Origin of the sequence: Desulfovibrio sp. SGI.230 (assembly GCF_050313065.1) — a bacterium.
Taxonomy (GTDB): domain Bacteria; phylum Desulfobacterota; class Desulfovibrionia; order Desulfovibrionales; family Desulfovibrionaceae; genus Desulfovibrio.
In genome coordinates this window covers 39,763-64,828 of sequence record NZ_JBNPKS010000015.1, presented here as the reverse complement: position 1 = coordinate 64,828, position 25,066 = coordinate 39,763, and the positions used below count along the sequence as shown (strand labels likewise).

Below are 25,066 nucleotides of genomic sequence, written 5' to 3'. Positions count from 1 at the left end.
CTCACTCGGCGCGAAGCAGTTGTTTACGCCGCTTCGTTTTCGCTGTCAACAAGTTTTTTTTCATTTTCGCGAAAGTTTTTTTCACGGCCCCGTCGGGGCAACTCGTTGGCGCGAGGGAGACTTATGTCTCATTTTCAAACCCGCGTCAAGAACTTTTTTGCCATCCGGGAAAATTTCTTTTCCCGTCGCCCTTTCGGACGTGGCCGGCTCGTTGGCGCGAACGGCTTTATGCGCCTTTTGGACCCCACCGTCAAGCATTTTCCCGCAAAAAATTTTGTGGATTTACTCCATGCTGACTGATTATTCAATCAACATACCGAAAAGACACATAAAAATGTTTGCATTCTTTTCAAGCAACATACTGCCCCCAAAAAATCCCGCTACAGGCAATGCCGGAATGGGGCCCTCGCAATGCATCCACCTTCCTGCCTTTCCGCGCACCTCCGATACAACGCCACAAAACTGCCGGCGAAGCCTCCCTGGCAGCTACCTCTTCCAGCCCATAGATGGCGGCGAACTCCCAATGACAGCACTCTACCTCGCCTTCCTCCTGCGACGAGCGGACCTCTCGTTCGTCCGTATCCGGCTGCCCTCTTCGGCCATAAAAAAGCCGGGAAAGGTCTCCCCTTCCCGGCCTGTCATGGCTGATGCTCCTAATCCCCCACGATCAGGGTGCTGCCCACGCGCAAATTCTGGGCATCGACCCCGTCATTCCAGCGCTTGATATCCTCCACCGAGACATCGTTCTTGCGGGCGATGCCCCACAAACTGTCACCGGCCTGGATGGTATAGGTCTTGGTGCGGGAAGCACGGGAGGCCTTGCCCTTCGGCGAAGCCTGCCGCTCGGAAGAAGCCGGACGCGACGCCGCGGCGCCGCCTTTGCCGGGGATGGTCAGGCGCTGGCCCACCTGCAACTGGCTGGGGTCGTCGATATTGTTACAGGCCTGCAAATCGCTGACCGAAACGCCGAACTGCCGGGCCACGCCGTAGAGGGTATCGTTGGGCCGCAGCACGTAGACGCCGCCCGAAGGTTCGGGCCTGTTGCGCTCCTGCCTGTCCCGACCGGACGAGCGTTCTTTCCGCGAGGGCTTGTTGTCGTCCGCCGCGGCCACGGCCGAAGGCGACATGGGCACACCACGCGGCAACAGCAGGGTATCCCCGGCGTAGATCTTCTTCTTTTCGGGGTTGGCGGCCTGGATGCGTTCCAGGGGTACGCCGCTGCGCTTGCTGATCCGGGCCAGGGAGTCGGACGAGGTCTGCACTTTGGTGGGACGCCAGTTGGCAAAGGCCGAGGCCGATGACGAACGCAGGAAGGCCTGGGCCTGGGCCTCGTTCTGGACCGGCACATAGACGAAGGTGGAACGCTCGGTGGACGAGATGGTCCGCTTGTGGTGCAGGTTGTAGTTCTGGAAACTTTCCCAGCTCAAACCACAGGCACGACTCAGGGCGATGAGGTCGGTACCGGGGCGAGCCGTCAGACGACGGACCGGGGCGGGCTTGTCCTGATCCACGGGCGTGAAGCCCAGCTGGGGCAGGTTGCGCATGATCTTGCTCATGGCCAGGAAGCGCGGCACATACTGCACGGTCTCGGGCCGCAGGCGGGCTTTTTCGTCCAGCTTGTGGTTGCGTTCCACCACTTCGTAAAAATTCCGGGCGCCCGTCCCTTCCTTGGCCCGGCTCATCTTGCCCTCACCGGCATTGTAGGCGGCGATGGCCGTGGGCCAGTCGCGGAAGTCCCCGTACAGTTTCTGGAGATAGTCGGCGGCGGCTTCGGTGGCGCGGTAGGGGTCCAGGCGTTCGTCCAGCCACCAGTCCTGGGTCAGGCCGTATTTCATACCGGTATAGGGCATGAACTGCCAGGCGCCCAGCGCCCCCACGCGGGATTCCGCATCGGGCCGGTAGCCGCTCTCCACCAGGGCCAGATAGGCCAGTTCCTCAGGCATGCCGCGCGAACGGAAGACCTTGCGGGCATAGCCCAGATAGGGCTCGGCATTGCGGGAAAAGACGCTCATGGTCCCGCGCCCCTTGCGCAGGAAGTGCTTGTATTGCAGGACGACGTCCGGCATGGAGGCCTTGTGGATGTCGCGGTCGATGCGGGCCGTGTTCTGGAAGGCGGCCAGTTCCGTAGGGGTCAAAGGCTCGCCGCCCTCGTCGCCGGGGATGATGAGGGACGGCATGGAAAGGGGCTGTCCTTTTTTCTGTTTGCTGCCGCAGCCGCCTGCCAGCAACAGACAGAAGGCCAGAATACAAAGCACCCCCAGACGTGCGCGGCCCCTGCCGGACCAATCAGGAAAGAACATGCTTACTCCCGTGCCCCCGGCTTGCCATGTGCCGGGAAGCTGCGTACACAAAAACGGATCGGGACCTCTTCCCGGTCCCTCCCAGTAACAACGCCCCCAATCATGGAGACGCCATGAATCAAACTTCCGAGACCCCGCTCCTGCCGGGCATGAAGCCCGTGCTGGAACTTTTGCGGACCGACCCGCAACGCATCGACCTCGTCTTTTGCAAAAAAGGCCTGCGTACCCGGGATGCCCAGGACGTGCAGCAGCTGTGCCGCCAGAGCGGCGTGCGCTTCAGTCTGGTGGATCAGGCGGCCCTGGACAGGCTCTGCCGCGAGGCCGCCCAGCAGAACGGCAACGATGCCGCGCCGCTCAACCATCAGGGCGTGGTGGCGCGCCTGACGGCCACGGATTTCCGTGATCTGGCGGACGTGCTGCAGGCCGCGGCCGAAGCGCCCCTGCCGCTGGTGGTGGCCCTGGACCAGGTCCAGGATCCGGGCAATGTGGGCACCCTGTGCCGCACCCTGTATGCCCTGGGCGGCGCGGGCGTGATCCTGCCCCGCCACAACAGCGCCTATCTGGGCCCTGCGGCCCATCGTGCGGCTGCCGGGGCCCTGGAACGCCTGCCCGTGGCCCGGGTGACCAACCTGGCCCATGCGCTGGACGAAGCCGAAGAGGCGGGGTTCAGCATCTACGGCGCGGGCTGCGGCCCTGACGCCGCCGACGCGTTCGAACACGCCATGCAGCTGCCCGCCGTGCTGGTGCTGGGCAATGAAGACAAGGGCCTGCGCCCCGGTGTGGCCAAACGCTGCGGCCGGATGCTGCGCATCCCGCTGGCGCGCAAATTCGATTCGCTCAACGTGGCCCAGGCAGGCGCCATCCTGCTGGGTCTGGCCGCCATGCGCCGCCAGGGATAACAAAAACAAGCCCCTGCGCCGCATGCTGGGGGAAAAATAGCTTGGCCGCCAACATGCGTCAACAGGAAAGGCCGCCGGCAGCGCGGCCGGCAAGGGAGTTCCCCCGGGAGCTCCCTTGTTTTTTGGGCTGCCGCCGGAAGAGTGCCTCTGTCGCGTATGCCTTGACTTCCCTGCCGACAGCGATATTTTGAAATATATTTCAAATCAAGGATGTCCCATGCGACCGCAAAAATTGCGCCTCATCGCTGCCAAGCCCGCGTGCCGACGCTTCTCCCCTGACACAGGGAACGACGCGCCCGCCATGACGCTGGGCCTGGACATGCTGGAGGCACTGCGCCTGGCTGATGCCGAAGGGCTGTCGCAAGAAGAGGCCGCCCGGCAGATGGAGATCTCTCCGCCCACGTTCTGCCGGCTGCTGGCCGAAGCCCGCCGGCGTGTGGCCCAGGCCCTGACCCGGGGGCTGCCCCTGGTCATGGAGGGAGGTCCCGTACGGCTGCGTTGCCAGCACCACAGCGGAGGAGAGGGCCCTCACGGCGGACACGGACAGCAGCCGGATGGGGCGACGCGGACGCCCGGGACAGCAGATCAGACAGAGGAGCCGTGTCCTCCTGCCCGTCCGCGTGGCGGGCACGGCTTCGGGCATGGCAGGAGAGGCCGGACATCACGCTGATTTCCGGTCCGACGACGCACACCGGCGCAGGCGGCATGATGCCGTTCAGGGGCGGCGCAAAGGAGCGACAGACATGCTCTGGACGAAACTCGGCATGGGCCTGCTGGGCATGGCAGGCAAGGGACTGGCCGGCAGCGGCCTTTTGCAGACCCTCAGCCAGGGGCTGGGCAGCGGTAAAGGCGGCGGCTCCGGCAAAGGCATGGGATGCGGCAGAGGCGGCTCCCTGCACGGCAGCGGCATGAAGGGGAGCCGTAGCGGCAAAGACGGCAAGGGCTGCCGCCAAACGGACGCCCCGGCCCTTGATGAGCTGCTGACCGGCCTCCTGCAACGCCAGACCACCGTGGGCGAGACCGTACGTACCTTCCTGCCTGCCGCGTCTCCGCACGAGGCCGGAGCGGAGACCATCGACGTGCAGGCCCTGCCCGCAGGCGCCGCAGCATCGACGGCCGTGGACAACACGGATATGGAAGCCGCCATGCGTGCCCTGCTGGGGAGTATCCACCATTTCAGCGACGGACGTGTCCGCCTGCGTCACCCCCTGTTCCGGGAAAGCAGCACGTTCGGGGCCCTGCACACGCTGCTGTGCGAGGGGACCGGCATCCGGGACGCCACATTCAACGCCGTCACCGGCTCCGCGCTGCTGACCTATGACCCCGGCCAGACGAGCCGCAAGGAGTTCCTGCAGCAGGCCCTGCCCCTAGGGGCCTGCCTGCTGGAATGGGAGGCCCGGCACTCCTGATCTTGCCCGGGCCTGCCCCGTCCCGGCGGACAGGCCTGCCCTACGGCCCGATGATGCGGCATGGCGGCAAGGTGACAACGTATGAAGTCACAGCCTGCTCCCTGCCCTCTTCACCGCAAAAGGCTGCAGCTCACCACCTCCCCGCTCCGGCCCAACACCATGAAATAAAAAAGGAGCCTGTCAGTGACAGGCTCCTTTCATATCCTCGTGATGATCCGTTACGCGGGGACCTTGGGCGGACGGGGACCGAAGATGTCCGTGCCGATGCGCACCAGGGTGGCCCCTTCGGCCACGGCGGCGGCAAAGTCGCCGGACATGCCCATGGAAAGATGGGGCAGCGGCAGGCCGGTACGCGCCCGCATGTCCTCACGCAGACGGTAAAGGCGGGCAAAGTAGGGCCGGGCGGCCTCGCCCGCGTCGAAGACGGGCGGCAGGCACATGAGCCCCTGCATCTCCAGATGGGGGCAACGGGCCAGCACATGCTCCTCCAGCTCGGGCAGGGCATCGGCCATGATCCCGGCTTTCTGGGGCTCCTCGCCCACATTGATCTCGCACAGCACGGGCTGGACCACGCCCAGCGCGGCGGCGCGCTTTTCCAGGGCGTCGGCCAGCTTGACGGAATCCAGGGTGTGCACCAGGGCAAAGGCCCCGGCCACCTGGGCGGCCTTGCGGCTCTGCACATGACCGATCATGTGCCAGCGGATGTCACGGCACTGGGGCTGCGCCACCAGATCCTGCCGTTTCTGCAGGGCCTCCTGCACATAGTTCTCGCCAAAATCCACCTGTCCGGCGGCGGCCACACAGGCCACGTCCTCGACCGGATGCAGTTTGGAAACGGCGATCAGGCGCACCTCTTCCGGCTTGCGACCGGCACGGGCAATGGCCTCGCCCAGCCGATCCAGCACGGAAAGATAGCGCTCACGCAAGGCGGAATCATCCATCATGCATTCCTCTACAGGGATTCGGCCCCCATGCCCAGCTCGCGCAGGAAGGCCGTATCTTCCGTCCAGTTCTCGCGGACCTTGACCCACAGTTCCAGGTGCACCTTGCCGCCGATGAGCTCGCGGATGTCCTGACGGGCCTCCATGCCCACCTGCTTCAGCACCGAGCCGCCGCGGCCGATGACCATGCCCTTGTGCATGGGACGGGCCACATAGATGACGGCGTGGATGATGGTCTGCTCACGTTCGGGGTCTTCGTCCCAGTTCTCCACTTCCACGGCGATGCCGTAGGGCACTTCCTGACGCAGGTGCAGGAAGAGCTTTTCGCGCACGATCTCGGCGGCCATGAAGCGCACCGGCGCGGTGGAGATCTGGTCTTCGGGGAACTGGGCGATGCCCTTGGGCAGCTGCTTCTTGATGAGCTTGGCCAACTCGGGCAGGCCGTCCTTGTTCAGGGCCGACACCGGGAAGATCTCGGCGCGGGGCCACATCTCGTTGAGACGGGTCAGCAGGGGCAGCATGCGGCTCTTGTCGGCGAACAGGTCCACCTTGTTGGCCACCACCACCATGGGGCGCTCGTCACTGGCCAGGGCCTCGGCCACGGGAGCCAGGTCGCGGTCCAGATATTCGGGATGGCGGATGTACAGGTGGGCGTCCAGCACGGGCATGATGACGTCGGCCTGGCCAAGGCTCTGCCACACGGCCTGGATCATGGTCTTGCTCAGACGGCCGCGCACCTGCGACAGGCCGGGCGTATCCATGAAGATGGCCTGGGCATCGTCGTCCGTCAGGATGCCCACGATCTGGTTGCGGGTGGTCTGGGGCTTGGGCGTGACGATGGTCACCTTCTGGCCCATGAGCCCGTTCAGCAGCGTCGATTTGCCGGCATTGGGCGGGCCCATGAGCGCCACCCAGCCGCAACGGTAATTCTGACCGTTCATTATTTTTCCTCGTATATATGTAATGTTTCAATCCACAGTCGCCCCATCCGCCGACTGAGCTTTAGCCGTTGCGACGCAGGAAGCTACGGATAAAGACAGCAATGTGTTACGCGGCAAGACAGCCCATGAAAGCGCTGTCGCTATCCGTAAGCCCGCTGGTGCGGGCAACGGCTACCGCCTCCGCGGCCGACGGATAGGGGCCGTGCGGATCGGCCCTCCCTGAAGGGAGGGGGTACGAAAAAGGATTTCATCGGCTTCGCCGTCTTGTCGATCCCTCTTTTCCCCCTGAAGGGGGAGGTCTCAAACCACAAAGGAATTTTTGATGAAAAATGAGTGTCTGAGCCCTGTCTCCCATATCCGGCGCGCCTGGTCAAGCGCGGCGAAGGCCCGCCCGGCCATCAGGAGGGCAGCCCGCCGCAAGGCGGGACAGCACATGACGGGGCAGCTGCAAGGAGCGGCAAAAGAGAGCGATGCCACCGGGACCGGGCAGGGAGACGGCCCGGCGCCCCCTCACGCCACAAGGGAAAGGACGGACAGGGAACCGGCACAGGAAAAGACAGCCCCGCCGCAAGGGAGAGGCCGCACGCCGCACAGGCACGGCCGGACATCCCGGCCCCGCGCGCTGCGGCAGGAGCTAGAGCCGGGGATCGTCCACAGGGACCTTCCGACCCGTGCGGGCTTCCAGCCAGGCCCGGATGCGGGCATGGGAGGCGGCCCGTACCCGGTTCTTCTCCTCCATCATGCGGGCATCGGCCTGACGCAGCAGCACCTCGGGCGCCACGGAACCGTCATCGGAGCCTGCCAGCCCGAAGGAGAGCTCCAGCGGCAGGCCGCCGGCGGCATTCCACGCCTCCAGGGCCTTGCGGATGGTGGACAGCCGCTCGCGCACCACACTGCCGGGACAGGACAGCACCATCACGAACTCGTCCCCGCCCAGACGGGCCAGGCAGTCTTCTTGCCGGATATGCTTCAAAAGCTGCTGTGCCGCGGTACGCAGCAGTTCGTCTCCGGCGTGGTGTCCAAGATGGTCGTTGATCATCTTCAGGCCGTTGACATCGGCCATGAGGACGCTCAGGGGCCCCCTGTCCTTGTGTACCTGCTGGAGCAGCCCGTCCAGATGGTAACGGTTGTACACCCCGGTCAGGGGGTCGAGGCGGATCTTCTTTTCCAGCACGTTGCGGTCGTGCTGGAGGGAGCTGATGTCCGTGTGCATGCCCACGATGCGCAGGGCCCGGCCCTCGCTGTCCCTGCTGGTCACGCAGCCGCGCCCCAGCACCCACAGCCAGGTGCCGTCGGCACGCCGGATGCGGTAAGTACAGGAGAAGGCGTCCCCCTCCGCGGGGGAAGCCGCGACCCGCATCTGCATGTTCACGGTCTTCTCGTAATCGTCGGGGTGCACGGCGCGCACCCACGAGCCCAGCTCGGCGGGATAGGTCTCGGACGTATGCCCCAGCATGGACAGGTAGTTCTGGCTGTAATAGACCTTGCCGGTGGTGGCGTCCCAGTCCCAAAGGCCGTCGCTGCAGGCATCCATGGCCAGCAGCAGACGGTCGGCACCGCCCACGGGAGCGGCCTTGCCCGCCAGGAAAGGCGCCAGACTGCCCGATACCACCAGGGCCCGCCCATCCCTGTCACGGTGCAGGACCGAGGCCGTCAGCAGCAGGGGGAGCTCCTCGGAGCGGGAAGGCATCAGCAGCAGGCTCTGCCGTCCCGAACACAGGGGGATGTCCAGCCAGCGGCGCAAACGGGCCAGCGACCCCGCCCCCCGGTACAGGCGGCGCAGACGGCGCAGGGCGGCCCTGTCCAGCGGCCCGGCCCCGGCCCCCAGCCCCAGCAGACCGGCACAGCGGGCATCCAGCAGCAGGGCCCCTTCCTTGCGGACATAGGTCCAGTAGCCACCGTCTTCCCCTGCCGGCAGGGAGGCCTCATGACGCACGTCGAACGTGCCGAGGATCGTCTGCGGCCTGCCGTCGGCATCGCACTGGATGATGCTCAGGTCTTCGCGAACATGCCGCCCGTTGTAGGTATAGGCACAGCTCAGGCAGCCGGGCCCCTGCCCCGCCAGGGCCATCTGGCGCTGGCGTTGCAAAAAGCGACGCTGCGGTTCCGGCAGCCGGTCCAGAAAATCCGCCATGGTCCGCGGCGCCGTCTCCGGCGTCAGGCCCAGCAGGAGCAGGGCCGGCGCGCAAAAGACGAGGCTGTCCGTCGGCAGATGCCAGGTAAAACAGGGGGTGGAGTGAGTAGGAAAGGACACGATCCCTCACTTGTGTTCGAATGCGAAGAGTACCGTCATCCTACCCAAAAGTGATATTAAAAATCAACTTTACTATATTCCCCTGTACTGGCGGACTGTTATCAAAGGCCCCGGCCCTGGGCCGCCTCATCGGGATAGAGGCTTTCCATATGGGCCAGGAAGGACGCATAGCGGTCCTCCAGGATGGCCTGGCGTGCCTGCCTGACCACATTGAGGAAGTAGGTCAGGTTGTGCAGGGAGTTGAGGCGGAAGGCCAGCAGCTCCTTGCTGACGTACAGATGCCGCAGATAGGCACGGGAGAACGTCCGGCAGGTGTAGCAGTTGCAGGCCGGATCCAGGGGGCTGTCGTCCTCGGCGTATTCCTTGCGCTTGATGTTGACCTTGCCCAGCGAGGTATAGAGCGTGCCGTTGCGCGCATTGCGGGTGGGCAGCACGCAGTCGAACATGTCGATACCGGCATTGATGCCGTGGGCGATGTCCAGGGGCGTGCCCACACCCATGAGGTAGCGGGGCTTGTCCTTGGGCAGCTGGGGCGCCACTTCGTACATGAAATCGTAGAGCATGTGCTTGCTCTCGCCCACCGAAAGGCCGCCGATGGCGAAGCCGTCGAAATCGTGGCAGCACAGCTCCTCGATGGAGCGCTTGCGCAGATCCTTGAAGAAACCGCCCTGGGTGATGGCGAACAGCAGGTTCTGGCCGCTGCCCTGCGGATAGGCCGCGCGGGCGCGCAGGGCCCAGCGCGTGGTCAGGGCCAGGGACTTTTCCGTATAGGCATAGTCCGCGCCGTAGGGCACGCACTCGTCCAGCACCATCATGATGTCGGAATTGAGGTTGCGCTGGATGCCCACCACGCTCTCGGGCGTGAACAGATGCTTGGAGCCGTCCAGATGGGAACGGAACTCCACGCCTTCCTCCCGGATCTTGCGCAGGGAACTCAGGCTGAAGACCTGGAAGCCGCCGCTGTCGGTGAGGATGGCGCCGGGCCAGGAGGCAAAGCCGTGCAGGCCGCCGTGCCGGGCCACCAGCTCGTCACCGGGACGCAGGTAAAGGTGGTAGGTATTGCCCAGGATGATGGGCGCGCCGATGGCGGCCAGGTCGTCCGGCGCGATGGCCTTGACCGAGCCCACGGTGCCCACGGGCATGAAGATGGGGGTGGGGATGACGCCGTGTGCCGTGCGCACCTGACCGGCGCGGGCCGCATTGTCGCTGTGTTCGAGTGTATAGACGGATTGTGTCATGGCGGGCAGACTAGCCGGATGGGCGCGGAAAGACAAGCCGTCCGGGGCCGGGATTTTTTGCCTGTGAAACCCGGCCGTTGCCGGAATCACGGCAGACTTTCCTTGTGCCTGCCGGGCAATATTGCTATGCTGCCTCCCTGTTTTTCATCCGAGGAGCCGTCATGAGCTGCACTTTTACCCCTTCCCGCTGTCATATCCGCCTGGGAGCCCTTGTCCGCAACTTCAGCCGCATGGGCCGGCCCGACAGACTCATGCCTGTCATCAAATCCGATGCCTACGGTCACGGCATGACCGAAGTGGCCCACGCCCTGGACGCCGCCGGCGCCCGCCATTTTGCCGTGGGCACCGTGGCAGAGGGCATCTGCCTGCGCCAGGACGGCCTGGCCCAGACCATCCTGCCCCTGCTGGGCTGCCAGAACGACGAAGACTGGCAGCAGGCCAGCGCCTGCGGCCTGACGCCCCTCATCACCGGTTTCGAGGCCCTGGAAAAGGCCGCCGCCCTGAGCAGCCCCGCCGATCCCTGGGGCGTGGCCATCAAGCTGGATACGGGCATGAGCCGCCTGGGCTTCAGCGCGGAAGACATCCCGGCCCTGCTGGAACGCCTGCGCGCCTGCCCCGGCCTCAAGCCCACCCTGGCCGTCTCGCACTTCCCCTGTGCCGACATGCCGGAAAAGGAAGATTTCACCCGCCGCCAGCTGGAAAAGTTCACGGCCATGACCGACAGCCTGCGGGCGGCCTACCCGGCCCTCAAGCGCTCCCTGGCCAACTCGGCCGGGACCATGGGCTGGCCCGAGAGCCGCTTCGAGCTCTGCCGCCCGGGCTTCTCGCTCTACGGCGGCAATCCCTTCCGGGGCACGGCCTGGGAGGAACGCGGCGCGGGTCTGGAACCCGTCATGGAAGTGAGCGCCCCCTTGCTGCAGGTGCGCCACCTCAAGCCCGGCGAAGGCATCTCCTACGGCCAGACCTTCATCGCACCGCGCGAGATGAGCGTGGCCGTGGTGGGCGCGGGCTATGCCACGGGCTATCCCCGCGGCGCCTCCGGCCGCATCCATGTGCTGGTCAACGGCCGCCGTGCGCCCCAGGTGGGCCGCATCTGCATGGGCATGTTCATGATCGACGTCACGGGTCTGTCGGCCCGCGCCGGTGACCTGGCCTGGCTGCTGGGCGGCCCTGCCGCACCGGGCGAGACGCCCGTCAGCATCGACGAACTGGCCGAAGCCTGCGGCGGGTTCTCGTACGAGCTGCTTTGCCTGCTGGGCCAGGGCAGCCCGCGCGTGTACCACAAGTAAGCCGTGGCGCAGCGCCCGGCATACGGCACCCGTCCCGGATATGCGGGCAAACCTTCCCCTGCCCGTGACGGACGGCGCAACGGCCCCGCAGCCGCTCAAAAAAAGATTTTTCCGCCGCTTTTGCGGCCAAAAACTTGACAGACGCGCCGCTTGCGGCTATAGAGCGTCTTCCCTTGCTCGTACCAGAGGGGTACGGGCTGTCAGTCCAAAAGGAGATAACCATGCGGAAATTTGAAACCCTGCTCCTCCTTTCGCCGGAGCTGTCCGCTGAGACCCGTGAGGGCATCCTGACCGCCCTGACCGGCGTGGTGGAACGCGAAAACGGCGTGATGGAAGAAGTGGATCACTGGGGCATGCGCGATCTGGCCTACCCCGTGCGCAAGCAGATGCGCGGCTACTATGTGCGCCTCGTGTACCAGGCTCCCGCCGAACTGGTGGCCGAACTGGAACGCAACGTGCGCATCACCGACGGCATCTTCAAGTTCGTGACCGTCAAACTGTCTGAAGAAGTGGAGGTCGCGTAATGGCTTTCAAGAAGAAGTTTGCCCCCCGTCGCAAGTTCTGCCGCTTCTGCGCGGACAAGGATCTGCCCCTGAACTACAAGCGCCCTGACATCCTGCGCGACTTCATCACCGAACGCGGCAAGATCATCGCCCGCCGCATCACCGGTACCTGCGCGCACCATCAGCGTCTGCTGACCCGCGAAATCAAGCGTGCCCGCCAGATGGCCCTGCTCATCTACACCGCCACGCATGATTCCACCGTCAAGAAAAAGAGCATGATCTAAGGAGGCGCACATGAAACTGATACTCCGCGCCGACGTGGAAAATCTCGGCAACCTTGGCGACGTCGTCACCGTGAAGCCCGGCTACGGCCGTAACTTCCTGCTGCCCCAGGGCCTGGCCATGGTGGCTTCCGAAGCCAACATGAAGGCCTTTGAACTGGAACGCAAGAAGCTCCAGGAACGCATGGATGCCCTGCGCGCTGACGCCCAGGCCCTGTGCGCCAAGCTGGAAGCTCTGGAAGTCGTCATCCCCATGCACGTGGGCGACAACGACAAGCTGTACGGCTCCGTGACCAGCAGCATCATCGGCGATGCCCTGGCCGCTCTGGGCGTGGATGTGGACCGTCGTCGCATCCTCATGGACGCCCCCATCCGTACCCTGGGTGATCATCCCGTGCGCGTGCGCCTGCACGCCAGCATCGTGGCCACCGTGCCGGTGAAGGTCGTTTCCGACCATCCCGTGGTGGAAGAAGAAGCCCAGCCCGAAGCCGAAGCTGAAGCTCCCGCCGCCGAAGCCGAATAAGGCAGGCGTCGGCCTTCCGGCCCAATGCTGATCGAAGCCCCGCTCATCGAGCGGGGCTTTTTTCATGCCTGTCGTCTGCATCCCTCGCGTCGCGGCATGGGGCATCACCTTCCGGCCCATGCACGCCCTGTCCCGCGGCAAGGCCCATGTGCCCGCGGGCAGCCTGCCCCCAGGTTTGCCCGATGGCGCCGTTCCCGCGCTCCGTTCCGTCGGACGAAGGCGGGCGACGGCCCCGGCATCCCTGCGCGCCCGTCGCCCGCAAGGCCCTGTCCGGCTACGCAGCGGATGCAGGCACGTCCGCCGCACGCCGGAGCGGACAGGCGCGGAGCCCGGCCCTTCCCGGACACGAGCACCGCATTGACAGGCACCAGCGCAACCCGTATGCCTTTCAGGCAACATCACTCATCCCGAACCCGCGAGATCATCATGGCCAGCAACGAACCTTTCGGCTCCGCCTCTTCCCCGTCCCCCCGCCAGTCCGGCGCGCCCCGCACCAGCGAGGGCAACGACCGCGCCCGCACCGCGGAGAACGACCTGCTGCGGCGCGTGCCGCCCCACAGCCCCGAAGCCGAACAGGCCGTGCTGGGCGGCATCCTCATGCGGCCCCAGCTCATGCACGTCATCGTGGACCTCATCGCGGACACGGACTTCTATCTGCCGGCCCATGCCACCATCTTCCGGGCCTTCCTGGACCTGTACCGCAAAAGCGCGCCCATCGACCTCATCTCCACCGCCGAGCAGCTCAAGAGCAACAACGCCCTCGAAGAGGCCGGCGGGGCCGTCTATCTGGCCGACCTGGCCCAGGCCGTGGTCTCCGGCGCCAATGCCGAATATTACGCCACCATCGTGCGCGACAAATCCCTGCAACGCGGCCTCATCAATGCCTGCTCGTCCATCATCAGCAACTGCTACGATGCCTCGCGCGAGGTGGGCAGCCTGCTGGACGAGTCCGAACAGGCCGTGTTCGCCATCTCGCAGCGCACCACGGGCCGCGACTTCACCGGCGCCCGCGAACTGGTGGACAGCGTGTTCGAGAACCTGTCCAAGCTGGCCGACTCCCGCGACGTCATCACCGGCGTCACCACCGGCTACACGCGCCTGGACAAGCTCACCGCCGGTCTCCAGCCCTCGGACCTCATCATCGTGGCCGCCCGTCCCAGTATGGGCAAGACGGCCTTCTCGCTCTGCATGGGCCTCAATGCCGCCATCCGCCAGGGCGTGCCCGTGGCCGTGTTCTCGCTGGAAATGAGCAAGGAACAGCTCATGCAGCGCATGCTGGCCGTGTGGGGCAAGGTGGACATGTCCAAGCTGCGCCGTCCGGCCCTGCTCACCGACGCCGACTGGAGCAACCTCTACGCCGCGGCCGACGTCATCTCGCGCGCGCCCATCTATATCGACGACACCCCGGCCCTGACCACCCTGGAGCTGCGCGCCCGTGCCCGCCGCCTCAAGGCCGAAAAGGGCCTGGGCCTGGTCATCGTGGACTACCTCCAGCTCATGCGCACCAGCCGCCGCACCGACTCGCGCGAACTGGAGATCTCGGACATCTCCCGCTCCCTCAAGGGCCTGGCCAAGGAGATGAACGTGCCCGTGGTGGCCCTTTCGCAGCTCAACCGAAAAGTGGAAGAACGCGGCGACAAGCGTCCCATGCTCTCGGACCTGCGTGAATCGGGCGCCATCGAACAGGACGCCGACGTCATCATGTTCGTCTATCGCGACGACGTGTACAAGTTCACCAAGCCTGCCGACCGGCCGGTGCAGGGCATCGCCGAGATCATCATCGGCAAGCAGCGCAACGGTCCCGTGGGCGTGGCCGAGCTGCTCTACATGTCGCCCTATACGGCCTTCGAAGACCTGGCCCCCGACTGGGCCCCCTCGGAAACGCCGCAATAACCAGTCACGGATCGAGGAGCCCCGCCCGCATCACTGCCGATGCCCGCGGGGCTCCTTTTGTCACCGCCGGCGCGGACCGTGCGGAGCGGCCCGGGGAGGGAGCCCTCACGGCGTCGCTGCCGCCGGCCGCAGGTCCCCTTGCCTCGCCGGCAGGAACGACCAGCGGCCCGTTTGGGGAAGGTCCCGTGGGAGCTGTCCCCTTCTCCGTCACGCGCCGTCCGTCGTCGGGGCTGCGGCTGTGGCGCTTTCCGCTCATACCGGCCCCAAAACCGCCTTACCCCGCGCCCATCCCCGGCAAGGTGGTTGGGGCAAAAGCACGGCCACAGCCCCCCCATCCCCGCCAGGGTCCCGCTATGGCTTCCCTCCCCTGCCTGGGGAGACACGCATCCTTCCTGCCCTGCCCCCTCTCACGGGAGTATCGCTCCCGGTGTCTTCCTGCGCCCCCTGTCGCAAGCGATCCTCCCCCTGTTTTTCCCCTGCCGGACCTCCTTCGCAGCGGTGCGTCCGTCCCGCTCCTTCCAGGCCAGAAGATTGTGCGCTCAACCAGCATTTTTCCAGCCATCCCGGCACCTTTGTGCAAAGAAAAATGATTTTGTGAAAAAAAACGCGAACACTGGCCTATCCCCCCCTTCTTTGCCTGATAAATCAGCCTGTTCGCCGCCCGAAAGCCCCCCGAAAACAGGGCCAAAAAATCGAAAAAATCAAGAAATAACGGACTTTTTCCGTCAGTCTGCGTTGACAAGCCCTGCAAAGCATGTTTCTGTTTTCTCAATTGCCGCAGGTCTTCAAGCTGTTTTGGGGATCACATGCGGTGTGTCTGTCACTTTCGAGAGGGTGTTTTTTCATGTCCAAGTCCATCTATGTTGGGAACCTCCCCTGGGCCGCTACTGAAGAACAGGTACAGGATCTTTTTGCCGAATACGGCAAAGTTCTGTCGGTGAAACTGGTCAGCGACAGGGAAACCGGCCGTGCCCGTGGCTTCGGCTTCGTGGAAATGGAAGACGGTGAAGCTCAGGCTGCCATTGAAGCTCTGGATAACTACAGCTTTGGTGGTCGCACCCTTCGCGTCAACGAAGCCAAACCCCGCGCCCCGCGTCCTCCCCGCTACTAGGGAATTCCCGCGGACATAAGAAACGCCCCGGGTGCATCGCTTCCGGGGCTTTTTTTATTGGCAAAGGACCATGACGGACACCGGAAAAAACAGCCCATCCTCCCCTCCCGCAGGGCACGGGACAGGCTCCCCCGCCTTGCCGAGCGCGGCAAATTCTGCCATGATGTGAAAGACGTGCCGGGAGTACCGCACGAAGCAATCTTAATGAGGAGGCTTGCATGCTCAATCCCAAACAGTGTGTTCTCTACAGCGGCGGCGCTGCCGGGACCGAACAGTTTTTCGGCGCTCTGGCCGAAGGCTGGGGCATCGAAGAAGTCAACTACAGCTTTGAAGGTCATCAGATCGAGCGCAAGCGCGGCGTGCGCGTGCTTACCTCCGAAGAGCTGGCGCTCAAGGACGTGAGCCTGACCTACGTCTCCAAGCTCATGAACCGCGAGTATACCCGTGCCCCCATCTTCCGCAAAGTGCTGCAGTCCATCTGCTGGCAGGTCAGCAGCGGCAACCAGGTCATCGTCATCGGTGCCATCCAGCCCGACAACACCGTCAAGGGCGGTACCGGCTGGGGCGCCGAATTCGCCAAGATCTGCAACAAGCCCCTGCTGGTGTTCGACCAGCCCAAGAACGGCTGGTTCACCTGGGACAAAGAAGTCTGGACCCCGGTGGAAAAGCCCGTCATCGAGTATGCCCACTTTGCCGCTACGGGCACCCGCTTCCTGGAAGACAACGGCCGCGACGCCATCCAGGACCTCTTCGCCCGCTCCTTCAACCGTTAAGCCGCGAGCAGCCCAGGCTGCCGGGCCTTTTCGGGCGCATCCGCCGCGCTTTCACAGGCGCGGCGTTTTGCGTCCTGTGAGGAATCCATGGCCCAGCAATTCACCGAAACAGAACGTGCCATCCTGCGTATCGTGCAGGCCGACCTGCCCGACTCCCTGACCCCGTATGCCGACATCGCCCGCACCGTGGGCTGCACGGAAGAGGAGGTCCTCGACCTGCTCTCCCGCCTCAAGCAAAGCGGTGCCATCCGCCGCTTCGGGGCCAGCATCAAACACCAGAAGACCGGCTGGAACCACAATGCCATGGTAGGCTGGAAAGTGGCCCCCGAGCTGGTGGAAGAATGCGGCGCCATCGCCGCCCGCCACAGCCACATCTCCCATGTCTACTACCGTCCCAGCGCCGCTCCCGACTGGCCCTACGAGCTGTACACCATGGTGCACGGCCGCAGCGAACAGGAATGCCTCGACGTGGCGCAGGAACTGATCGCCACCACGCCCCTGCGTGAGTACGCCATCCTCAAGAGCTTGAAAGAGCTCAAAAAAATCTCCATGACCTATTTTTAGGAGCCTGACGCCAATGGACGACAAATCCCGCGCGCTTTTTGACAAAGCCTGCCAGCTCATCCCCGGCGGGGTCAACAGCCCCGTGCGCGCCTGCCACAACGTGGACAGCCTGCCCCTCTTCATCGCCGAAGCCCACGGCAGCCACATCATCGACGTGGACGGCCGCGAGTACATCGACTTCATCCTCTCCTGGGGCCCCATGATCCTGGGCCACGATCACCCCGCCGTCACCGCCGCCGTGCGTGAGGCCGCCGGTCGCGGCACCAGCTACGGCGCTCCCTGCCCCGACGAAGTCACCCTGGCCGAAGAAGTGGTGGCCGACATGCCCAGCCTGGAAATGGTGCGCATGGTCAACTCCGGCACCGAAGCCACCATGAGCGCCCTGCGCCTGGCCCGCGGCGTCACCGGCCGCGACAAGGTGCTCAAGTTCGTGGGCTGCTACCACGGCCATGCCGACCCCTTCCTGGCCGCCGCCGGTTCCGGCCTTGCCACCTTCTCCATCCCCGGCACCCCCGGTGTGCCCGCCGCCGTGGTGGCCGACACCCTGCTGGCCCCCTACAACGACCTTGAGGCCGTGCGCGAGATCTTCCGCCAGCATGGCGAAGGCATCGCCGCCATCATCGTCGAACCCGTGGCCGCCAACATGGGCCTCGTCCTGCCCAAGCCCGGCTTCCTCGAAGGCCTGCGCGAGATCACCCGCCAGTACGGCGCCCTGCTCATCTTCGACGAAGTCATCACCGGCTTCCGCGCCTCCTTCGGCGGCGCCCAGGCCCGCTTCGGCATCGATCCCGACCTGACCACCTTCGGCAAGATCATCGGCGGCGGCCTGCCCGTGGGCGCCTTCGGCGGCAAGCGCCAGTACATGGAAAACGTGGCTCCGCGCGGCGCCGTCTATCAGGCCGGTACCCTTTCCGGCAACCCGCTGGCCATGGCCGCCGGTCTGGCCACCCTGCGCCAGCTGCGCCAGATGGACTACGATGCCCTCGAACGCCGCGTGTCCGCCTTTGCCGGCGAACTGCGCGCCATCCTCAGCGCCAAGGGCGTGCCCATCCAGATGCCCACCATCGCCTCCATGTTCTGCCCCTACTTCAGCGAGCAGGAAGTGGTGGACTTCGCCACCGCCAAACAGTGCGACCAGCAGCTGTTCACCACCTTCTACAAACAGATGCGCCAGCAGGGCATCTTCCTGGCGCCCTCGGGCTTCGAGACCGGCATGGTCTCCTTCGCCCACACCGACGACGACTTCAACAAGGCCCTGGACGCCGCCCGCAAGGTCAGCTTCTAGGCTGCCATTGAAGTTTGAAGATTAAGCGAGGGGGAGAGGGAGAACCTTTTCGGGGCAGATTGTAAATTGAAACGCAACACGGGGCTTGCGTAAAACAGGAAGACCCACAACAGTCAAGGTTGGAAAAAAACAAACCTCACAATGAGGAGACTGTCGTGGGTCATCACCAGCTTACACAAACACATCGGGAAATACTAGCCAGCCTCATTGCCGGGAATCTTTCCATTCGGAGAATAGCGGGGATCTTGGGCTACGCGCCTTCCAGCATCAGCAGGGAGCTGAAACGCAACAGCGGGAAAGACGGGAAATATCAGGCGGATATGGCGCAACGCAAGGCTGTCTGGCGGAACACGAAGGACAAAAAGGCTTCCAGGCGTACACCCGAGCTGGTGGCCTACGTCCAGGAAAAACTCCGGGAACGCTGGTCTCCCGAACAGATCGCGGGGCGCTTGCGTCTGCAGGCCGCCTGCCTCAACCTTCCCTTGATAAGTTTCAAGACTATTTACCGTTGGATACAGAAAGACAGCGATTCCAGCAAGGTACGGCCTTTCAAGGGGTATGGGAAATATCTTCGTCTGAAGCGGCCAGGAAAAGTCTTTTCCAGGCGCACCAAGTCCGCTGTTCGCTATCTGCCCGATTTGCCGGACATAGACGACCGCCCAGGCGCCAATATTTATGGTCACTGGGAATGCGATCTCATACATGGTCATCGGCATTCAGGCTATATCCTGACGGCTGTGGAACGCAAAAGCGGCTTTCTCATGGCTGCATTTTGCCGGACACGAAACGTGGAGTGCGTCTCTTCCTGCCTGAAGGAGCTGTTTTCCTGCGTCCCCGCACGCTATCGGCATACCTTGACCTATGACAGGGGCAAGGAGTTCTTCGGCTTCCGGCAGGTCGATGAGGCCCTTCAGGTAAAAAGTTACTTCTGCCATCCGGGCTGTCCGGGGGAACGTGCGCTGAACGAACAGAGCAACGGCCTGTTGCGGCAGTTCTTTCCCCGAAGGAGGGATTTTTCCCGGCTGACCAATGAAGAGATAGCAAGGGCGGTGGCTCTCATAAACCACCGCCCAAGAAAGAAGTTCGGTTATCTTTCGACTGTCGAGCAGCTGCGGGAAAAGGGTATCCTGCTTGCGGTGCAATTCATTTGACAATCTGCCGGCGAAAAGGTTCTCCCTCTCCCCCTCGCAGCGTTGCTCTCGATGCCCGTAACTCAGCGGCAGCTATCACATCAAAATTATTGATAAAACAGCAGTAGGCAGCGTCTGTCTCGTTGCCCCTCCTATCCTTGGCCATAGCTGCCGTGTCGTAACGGGCACGGCCTGCGGCCGCCTTCGGTCGGTCCCCCTCTCCTTTCCAAAACCTTTTCATCAGGTCCCTGACGGCCTGCCCGACACGCGGGCCTGCTCCCTGATGCCGGTCTCCCGGCTTTTTGGCGGGCTGTTTTTTTACGATGAAGAGGACAGCAGCCGGTACGCAGCGTCTGTCGGGTTGCCGCCTCCGGTCTGTTTCCCCAACGGCTACTTTTGTGTGTCGCTGCATGGCAGACAAAAGCCCTCTTCTGCCAGTCTTCCTTCCATTTTTCTCTTTTGAAGATTCCCCTGAAGCCCCCGCGGTCATCCGTACCCTGTTGCCTGTCGGGCATCTGCCGCACCGGCGGCGCTCTTTCTCCGCCTGCCTCACCCGCTCCTTTCCCAGTCTGGGGAGATGACAGGCCTTGCGTCCGGCGACGGGGACGTGCCATACCGACCTGAGTAAAAGTTTTCGGCGGGGATGGGGGAGCGCGAAGGGGAAGGGGGGCCCTTTTCCAAAAGGGCCCCCCTTCCCCTTCGCCCCTCTTCCACCACCAACCCCACCGAAATCCCATGCATTGTATCTGTCATGTCCTGAGCAGCGCGGCCTTGCCGCTGGCCCGACGCCTGCGGGAAGCCATGGCCGCAGCGCCGTGGCGCGGGCCGTCGGGCGAGACGCTGGCGGAATGCCGCCTGTCCGCGCCGCAACGTTTTGCCCCGGAAGACTGCCTGCCGTTTGCCGGCATCATGGATGCAGCCCGGCAGGCCGCAGAAGTTCCCCAGATCTTTATAGGCGCAACAGGCATCGCCGTGCGGGCCGTGGCGCCCCTGCTGGAACACAAGAGCACGGACGCGCCTGTCCTGGTCATCTCGCCGGACGGCCGTTTCGTCATCAGCCTGCTGGCCGGACACTGGGGCGGCGGCAACAGCCTGTGCCACCATGTGGCCGCCCTGCTGGACGCCGTGCCTGTCATCACCACGGCCACGGACTGCGGCGAGCGCCCTGCGCTGGACCTTTTCCTCCAGACAGCGGGCCTGCGCATCCTGGACTGGGACCAGCTGCCTCCGGCCCAGGCCTGCTGGCTGGAAGGGCGGCCCCTGCCCTTGTGGGACCCCTGCGGCGCGGTGACGGACGGCGAAGGGGGAGGATTCCTGCGGCAGGAGCATCTGCCGGAACAGGACGGGCCCGCAGTCTGCGTACACTGGCAACGTCTGCCCGCACGGCAAGGCCGCCTGCGGGTGGCCCTGCCCTCGCTGGTACTGGGGCTGGGCTGCCGCAAGGGTATCCCTGCGCCGCTGGTGGCCACAGCCGTGGAAGGCCTGCTGCTGCGCCACGGACTGGAACCCCAGGCTCTGGCGGCCCTAGCGACCGTGACGGAAAAGGCCCGAGAACCGGCCTTGCAGGAACTGGCCCGGCGTCTGGGCCTGCCCCTGCTGACCTTCGATGCCGCGGAACTGGCCGCCGTCAGCACACCGCACCCGTCCACGGCGGCAGGGGAACGCTTCGCCTGCGCACCCTTCAGTGTCTGTGAGGCGGCCTGCCTGCTGGCGGCCCGGCGGATGGCCGCGACCGGTATGATGAAGGCGGATGGCGGGGGGGCGTCGCCTGTGAGCCGGAGTGCGCTGAAGGACGGCCCGCCGGCGGGAACAGAAAACGGACAGCAAACAGACGGCACGGACGCTCTGGCCGCCCGTCTGCTGGTGGAAAAAACCAAGGTGGCCGGCCAGCTGACCCTGGCCGTGGCCCTGTCGAACAGCATTTTACGGAGGGATGATGTCTGAGATCGTCATGAACGAAGGGCGGGACGCGGTCCTGCTGGTGGGCGGCGGCAGCCTGTGCGCCGCGGCCGTACCGCTGTTGCAGGCTGCCGGGCTGGTCCCTGCGGGCGTCATCCACGGTCCGCACTGTGACTTCGCGTCAGAGGCGGGCGTGCCTCCGCTGGGCCGGGACGCCGACCTGGCCCGCCTGCGGCCGGACTTCTCCCGGGCCGTGGTCACGGCCCCGCACAAGCAGGCTGCCAAACTGCGCCGTCTGCTGCACGACGCCCTGCGGGAACTGGGCTTCACTCTGGTCAGTGCGGTCCATCCTGATGCCCACAGGGAGCGGGATGTCCTCGTCGGCGCCGGGAACCTCATCTTTGCCGATGCCTCGCTGGCAGCGGGTTGCCGTACCGGTACGGGCTGCGTGCTGCGGGCCGGATCGCGTCTGGAGGCAGGCTGCCGTCTGGAGGACCATGTCCATCTGGGGGAAGGCGCGCACCTGGGTGAGGGCGTCATCGTGGAGGAAGGGGCCCATCTGGGCCGGGAGGTACGCGTGGATGCGGGCCTGCGGCTGGAAAAAAATATTTTTGTGCCGGACAATGTCCACCTGACGCACCGGACCCTGCCGCTGTTCAGTGCGGGCGGGGAACGGGAAGGCAGCGCGTAATCTTTCGATTTTCAAGAAAAATTTTATAAAATCGCGCTACAACTTCACGGCAGGCGGACGTTTTTCCGGCGTTCCCGCCTGCCCGAAGGCCGTGCGGATTTTCCGCCACCCACGTTGACACATTCTGCAAACCGGCGTATTGATTTGTTATCTGTCTGTGACGTCCCGGAGCCGTTCCGCGCGTCCCAAGGTTCGACTAGCCTGTGAGGAGGTTGTCATGAAGTTCGCCCTGTTGTCTGCCGGTGTCCTGGCTCTGGCCCTGTCCGTGCCCGCCATCGCGGCCCAGCCCCCTGTCCCGGCTGACGGTCTCGTCCTGCAAGGTTCCAATCCCAAGAAGCCGGTGACCTTCAACCACTCCACCCACAAGACCGTGGAATGCGTCGTCTGCCACCACCCTGTGGACGGCAAGGAAAGCTATGCCAAGTGCGCCACCGCCGGCTGTCATGACAACCTGAAGGACAAGAAGGGGACCAACAGCCTGTACTATGTGATGCACGCCAAGGAAAAGGCCGATGCCCCCCTGAAGCATCAGAGCTGCCTGTCCTGTCACGTCAAGGTCGTGGCCGAAAAGCCTGACCTGAAGAAGGACCTCACCGGTTGCGCCAAGTCCAAGTGCCATCCGTAGGCCGTCATCCATTTTCGCATTGCAAGCCGCGGGAAACCGCGGCTTTTCTTTTTGGCGGTTTGCCTTTTGGAGCATGAGCTGCTATGCAGGGCAAGCCGTTGAGGAACCGGATCACCAACCATCCTGCATGAGAGGCGCCCATGGCCGCATCTGCCGAGCAAAACGAGATCATCGAACTGACGGACCTTATCGAAAAAGGCCCTGACCTGCCGAAAAACAGCCCCAAAACGCCTGAGCCCCTCCCCTTGCCCGACGAGGCTCCGGCAACGGCCGCCCCGGCTCCTGACGACCTGCTCCTGCTGCCTGTCCAGGATCACGAGCCCGTGCCGTCCCCCGCGCCCGCCGTCGAGGACGTGCCCCCCGCCCGGGACTGGGAGGCCCAGCTGGATGCCTCCGCGGCCGTGATCGGCGATACGGGCCTGCATCTGGCCGCTCTGGCAGCGCAGACCGGCACCGAAAGCCCCCTGCTGCCGGAAAGCCTGGAGCGCATCAGCAGCCTGGAAGAAAGCTGCCGCCAGCTCGACCGTCGCCTGAGCGCCCTGGAAGGCCAGGCCGGGAACGGCCACAGCGACGCAACCCTGCTCATGGAGACCGTGGAGCGTCTCACCCATCTGGAAGAGCAGGTGCAGGCCCTGCCCGCCACGGAAGACACCGCCTCCGGCAGCATGGCCGGAGCGCCCGACAGCGTCCTGCTTATGGAAAGCATGGAGCGCCTTTCCGCGCTGGAGGGCGAACGCCAGGAGATGCTGCAGCGTCTCGACAGTCTGGAGAGCCAGACCGGGGGCAGCCACAGTGACGGCACCCTGCTCATGGAGACCGTGGAACGCCTCACCCATCTGGAAGAACAGGTACAGGCCCTGCAGGACGCTCCGGCCGCTTCCGGAGAGGCCCCGGCCACTGCGGACAGCGAACGCGTGGCCCGTCTTGAGGAAGAGCGGCGGATGCTGGCACAGCGGGTGGAAGCCCTGGAGCACCAGCTTGGCGACCTGATGACGGATTTTGACAAATACGTGGAAAAGGCGGCCGCCGCCGCTGCGGCGCGGATCCTGCATGAAGAGATCCGGCGCCTGATGGGGGACCAGGCCTGAGCGGCCTTTTTCCCTGCGCGCACGGCCTTTTCCGCCCCCGCTCCCGCGGGGGCATCGACTTGCCAAGCGCACCGTTAGCGCATATGCTGACGGACGGCCTTTTGCAGGCAGCAGTCCTGTACAGGCCCGAATCAAAAACAAAAGGGGCGGGGGCCGCCGTTTCCGTTCCTTTACCCGTCCGGCGTTTTCCCGTTGTGGGTCAAGGCCATTCCCCAGTGGACGGGTTTTTCATTTTGTATGCCACGAGGCCAGGTATGGACAAAGACAGCAAGGAAGCCCTTCAGGTCGCCAAGGAGCTGACCGCCAAATTCATCGAGACGCGCACGGTTTCGCCGGGCAACTTCGCCGAGGTCTTTCCCGCCGTGTACCGCGTGGTCTGCGAAGCCATCCGCCAGGGCAACGCGCCCAGGGAGGCCGGACGTGACTGATCCCCGCCCCCAGCATGACGCTGCCGTCTCCGGCATGTTCGGCCGCATCGCCGGCTTCTACGACCTGCTCAACCATACGCTGAGCCTGGGCATCGACTATTACTGGCGCCATGTGCTGGCCAAGAACGTGCGCGTGGGCAGCACCAACCGCGTGCTCGACCTGGCCGCAGGTACCCTGGACGTCTCGCTGGCCATCCGCCGCAAATACCCGCATGTGCAGGTGCCCGCCATGGACTTTTGCCCGCCCATGCTCCAGCGCGGCCTGCACAAGCTCAAGGGCGACAACGCCCGGGCCATCATGCCCGTGGCCGCTGACGCCAAAAAGCTGCCCCTGCCCGACGCTTCGGTGGACTGCGTGACCATGGCCTTCGGCATCCGCAACATCAAGCCGCGCTCCGAGGCCTTTGCCGAGATGCTGCGCGTGCTCACCCCCGGCGGCCGCGCCTGCATCCTGGAGTTCGGCTCCGGCAGCGAACGTATCTGGGGCGGTCTGTACAATTTTTATCTGGACAGGATCCTGCCGCGTATCGGCAAGATGGTCTCCCGCGACCCGGGCGCCTATGAGTATCTGGCCGAGACCATCCGCAATTTCCCCACGGCCCCGGCCCTGGAAAAGGAAATGACCGATGCCGGTTTCGCGCGGGCCTGGCATATCAAGCTCACCTCGGGCATCGTCTGCCTGCATGTGGGTGAAAAGGCCCTCTAGCGGGCCAGCGCGCTGCGATAGCGCCGGCTTCCCCGCCGCAGGCGGGACGACCCGGCGCCATCCTCCGGCACAAAAAAACGGCGCCCCCAAGGGACGCCGTCATGCATGCGGAAAAAAGCCTCAAGCTCAGGCGCTGCGGGCCAGCCATACAAGAAAGAGGCCCAGAGCCAGCGCCGCCAGCCCGAGGACCCGTATGGAGCTTTTGGGCATCTGCGCGATGAGGATCACTGCCCGTCGCATGGCGTCGGGAGCCAGAGCCCAGACCAGGCCTTCCAGAAGGATGGCCAAACCCAAT

Annotated in this window: 26 protein-coding genes; 20 read left to right on the top strand and 6 right to left on the bottom strand. The window is 64.6% G+C overall.

Annotated elements, in window-relative coordinates; all coding sequences use genetic code 11:
- Positions 1-300, top strand: a 300-nt coding sequence (locus tag ACQRAG_RS10590) for a hypothetical protein (RefSeq protein WP_427805317.1), incomplete at its 5' end; no start/stop codon positions are given.
- 353 nt (positions 301-653) lie between these two features.
- Here the strand turns inward: ACQRAG_RS10590 and ACQRAG_RS10585 are convergent.
- Complete coding sequence (locus ACQRAG_RS10585; protein WP_427804091.1) at positions 654-2,300, bottom strand: LysM peptidoglycan-binding domain-containing protein; 1,647 nt, start codon at positions 2,298-2,300, stop codon at positions 654-656.
- A gap of 113 nt (positions 2,301-2,413) precedes the next feature.
- On the opposite strand from ACQRAG_RS10585, the gene ACQRAG_RS10580 reads away from it, so the two are divergent.
- From ACQRAG_RS10580 to ACQRAG_RS10570, 3 genes are all read left to right on the top strand, one after another.
- On the top strand, positions 2,414-3,199 hold the full coding sequence (locus tag ACQRAG_RS10580; RefSeq protein ID WP_168936153.1) for a TrmH family RNA methyltransferase: 786 nt from the start codon (positions 2,414-2,416) through the stop codon (positions 3,197-3,199).
- Positions 3,200-3,416: 217 nt separating this feature from the next.
- Entirely contained in the window at positions 3,417-3,869 is a 453-nt protein-coding gene (locus ACQRAG_RS10575) for a DUF134 domain-containing protein (RefSeq protein ID WP_304026162.1), read from the top strand.
- 73 nt (positions 3,870-3,942) lie between these two features.
- Positions 3,943-4,608, top strand: coding sequence for a hypothetical protein (locus ACQRAG_RS10570; protein ID WP_204626614.1), 666 nt, complete (start codon positions 3,943-3,945; stop codon positions 4,606-4,608).
- Between the two features lie 218 nt (positions 4,609-4,826).
- On the opposite strand, the gene ACQRAG_RS10565 is transcribed toward ACQRAG_RS10570, so the two are convergent.
- The 4 genes from ACQRAG_RS10565 to tgt all read right to left on the bottom strand — a co-directional run bounded on the left by ACQRAG_RS10565 (position 4,827) and on the right by tgt (position 9,982).
- Positions 4,827-5,552: a YggS family pyridoxal phosphate-dependent enzyme gene (locus ACQRAG_RS10565; protein ID WP_304026159.1), complete on the bottom strand. Its 726-nt coding sequence runs from the start codon at positions 5,550-5,552 to the stop codon at positions 4,827-4,829.
- Positions 5,553-5,560: 8 nt separating this feature from the next.
- The gene (gene era / locus ACQRAG_RS10560) at positions 5,561-6,490 is read right to left on the bottom strand and encodes a GTPase Era (RefSeq protein WP_006008984.1); all 930 of its coding nucleotides are present in this window, start codon (positions 6,488-6,490) and stop codon (positions 5,561-5,563) included.
- Between the two features lie 634 nt (positions 6,491-7,124).
- Entirely contained in the window at positions 7,125-8,744 is a 1,620-nt protein-coding gene (locus ACQRAG_RS10555) for a diguanylate cyclase domain-containing protein (protein ID WP_427804092.1), read from the bottom strand.
- A gap of 101 nt (positions 8,745-8,845) precedes the next feature.
- Complete coding sequence (tgt, locus tag ACQRAG_RS10550; protein WP_006008977.1) at positions 8,846-9,982, bottom strand: tRNA guanosine(34) transglycosylase Tgt; 1,137 nt, start codon at positions 9,980-9,982, stop codon at positions 8,846-8,848.
- 161 nt (positions 9,983-10,143) lie between these two features.
- Between tgt and alr the strand changes: the two genes are divergently transcribed.
- The 16 genes from alr to ACQRAG_RS10470 all read left to right on the top strand — a co-directional run bounded on the left by alr (position 10,144) and on the right by ACQRAG_RS10470 (position 24,771).
- Positions 10,144-11,271 (top strand): alanine racemase, encoded by a 1,128-nt coding sequence (gene alr, locus ACQRAG_RS10545; protein WP_168936159.1) that lies wholly within the window; start codon positions 10,144-10,146, stop codon positions 11,269-11,271.
- A 221-nt stretch (positions 11,272-11,492) separates the two neighbouring features.
- Positions 11,493-11,795 carry a 30S ribosomal protein S6 gene (gene rpsF / locus ACQRAG_RS10540; protein ID WP_427804093.1) on the top strand — a complete coding sequence of 101 codons (303 nt, stop codon included), beginning with the start codon at positions 11,493-11,495 and terminating at the stop codon, positions 11,793-11,795.
- Positions 11,795-12,058 (top strand): 30S ribosomal protein S18, encoded by a 264-nt coding sequence (gene rpsR, locus ACQRAG_RS10535; RefSeq protein ID WP_006008972.1) that lies wholly within the window; start codon positions 11,795-11,797, stop codon positions 12,056-12,058. The genes rpsF and rpsR overlap by 1 nt, the downstream gene beginning before the upstream one ends.
- A 10-nt stretch (positions 12,059-12,068) precedes the next feature.
- Entirely contained in the window at positions 12,069-12,578 is a 510-nt protein-coding gene (gene rplI, locus ACQRAG_RS10530) for a 50S ribosomal protein L9 (RefSeq protein WP_006008970.1), read from the top strand.
- Between the two features lie 426 nt (positions 12,579-13,004).
- Positions 13,005-14,471: a replicative DNA helicase gene (dnaB, locus tag ACQRAG_RS10525; protein ID WP_239465104.1), complete on the top strand. Its 1,467-nt coding sequence runs from the start codon at positions 13,005-13,007 to the stop codon at positions 14,469-14,471.
- Positions 14,472-15,315: 844 nt separating this feature from the next.
- On the top strand, positions 15,316-15,582 hold the full coding sequence (locus ACQRAG_RS10520; RefSeq protein ID WP_006008963.1) for an RNA recognition motif domain-containing protein: 267 nt from the start codon (positions 15,316-15,318) through the stop codon (positions 15,580-15,582).
- 218 nt (positions 15,583-15,800) lie between these two features.
- A complete protein-coding gene (locus ACQRAG_RS10515; RefSeq protein ID WP_303930447.1) occupies positions 15,801-16,355 on the top strand; it encodes a hypothetical protein in 555 nt (184 codons plus the stop codon).
- Between the two features lie 87 nt (positions 16,356-16,442).
- Positions 16,443-16,919: a siroheme decarboxylase subunit beta gene (gene ahbB, locus ACQRAG_RS10510; RefSeq protein WP_006008957.1), complete on the top strand. Its 477-nt coding sequence runs from the start codon at positions 16,443-16,445 to the stop codon at positions 16,917-16,919.
- A 13-nt stretch (positions 16,920-16,932) separates the two neighbouring features.
- Positions 16,933-18,204, top strand: coding sequence for a glutamate-1-semialdehyde 2,1-aminomutase (hemL, locus tag ACQRAG_RS10505; protein WP_168936162.1), 1,272 nt, complete (start codon positions 16,933-16,935; stop codon positions 18,202-18,204).
- Positions 18,205-18,359: 155 nt separating this feature from the next.
- Positions 18,360-19,355 (top strand): IS30 family transposase, encoded by a 996-nt coding sequence (locus ACQRAG_RS10500; RefSeq protein ID WP_303900160.1) that lies wholly within the window; start codon positions 18,360-18,362, stop codon positions 19,353-19,355.
- A gap of 714 nt (positions 19,356-20,069) precedes the next feature.
- Positions 20,070-21,278: a cobalt-precorrin 5A hydrolase gene (locus tag ACQRAG_RS10495; RefSeq protein WP_427805316.1), complete on the top strand. Its 1,209-nt coding sequence runs from the start codon at positions 20,070-20,072 to the stop codon at positions 21,276-21,278.
- Complete coding sequence (locus ACQRAG_RS10490) at positions 21,271-21,924, top strand: hypothetical protein (RefSeq protein ID WP_427805315.1); 654 nt, start codon at positions 21,271-21,273, stop codon at positions 21,922-21,924. The genes ACQRAG_RS10495 and ACQRAG_RS10490 overlap by 8 nt, the downstream gene beginning before the upstream one ends.
- 217 nt (positions 21,925-22,141) lie before the next feature.
- On the top strand, positions 22,142-22,549 hold the full coding sequence (locus ACQRAG_RS10485; RefSeq protein ID WP_168935871.1) for a cytochrome c3 family protein: 408 nt from the start codon (positions 22,142-22,144) through the stop codon (positions 22,547-22,549).
- A gap of 140 nt (positions 22,550-22,689) precedes the next feature.
- On the top strand, positions 22,690-23,637 hold the full coding sequence (locus ACQRAG_RS10480) for a hypothetical protein (RefSeq protein WP_303740339.1): 948 nt from the start codon (positions 22,690-22,692) through the stop codon (positions 23,635-23,637).
- A 254-nt stretch (positions 23,638-23,891) separates the two neighbouring features.
- On the top strand, positions 23,892-24,065 hold the full coding sequence (locus ACQRAG_RS10475) for a hypothetical protein (protein WP_006008942.1): 174 nt from the start codon (positions 23,892-23,894) through the stop codon (positions 24,063-24,065).
- 34 nt (positions 24,066-24,099) lie between these two features.
- On the top strand, positions 24,100-24,771 hold the full coding sequence (locus ACQRAG_RS10470) for a ubiquinone/menaquinone biosynthesis methyltransferase (RefSeq protein WP_168935875.1): 672 nt from the start codon (positions 24,100-24,102) through the stop codon (positions 24,769-24,771).
- 126 nt (positions 24,772-24,897) lie between these two features.
- Here ACQRAG_RS10470 and ACQRAG_RS10465 read toward each other — a convergent pair whose 3' ends face one another.
- A complete protein-coding gene (locus ACQRAG_RS10465) occupies positions 24,898-25,059 on the bottom strand; it encodes a DUF2065 family protein (RefSeq protein ID WP_246118333.1) in 162 nt (53 codons plus the stop codon).
- Positions 25,060-25,066 lie beyond the last annotated feature (7 nt).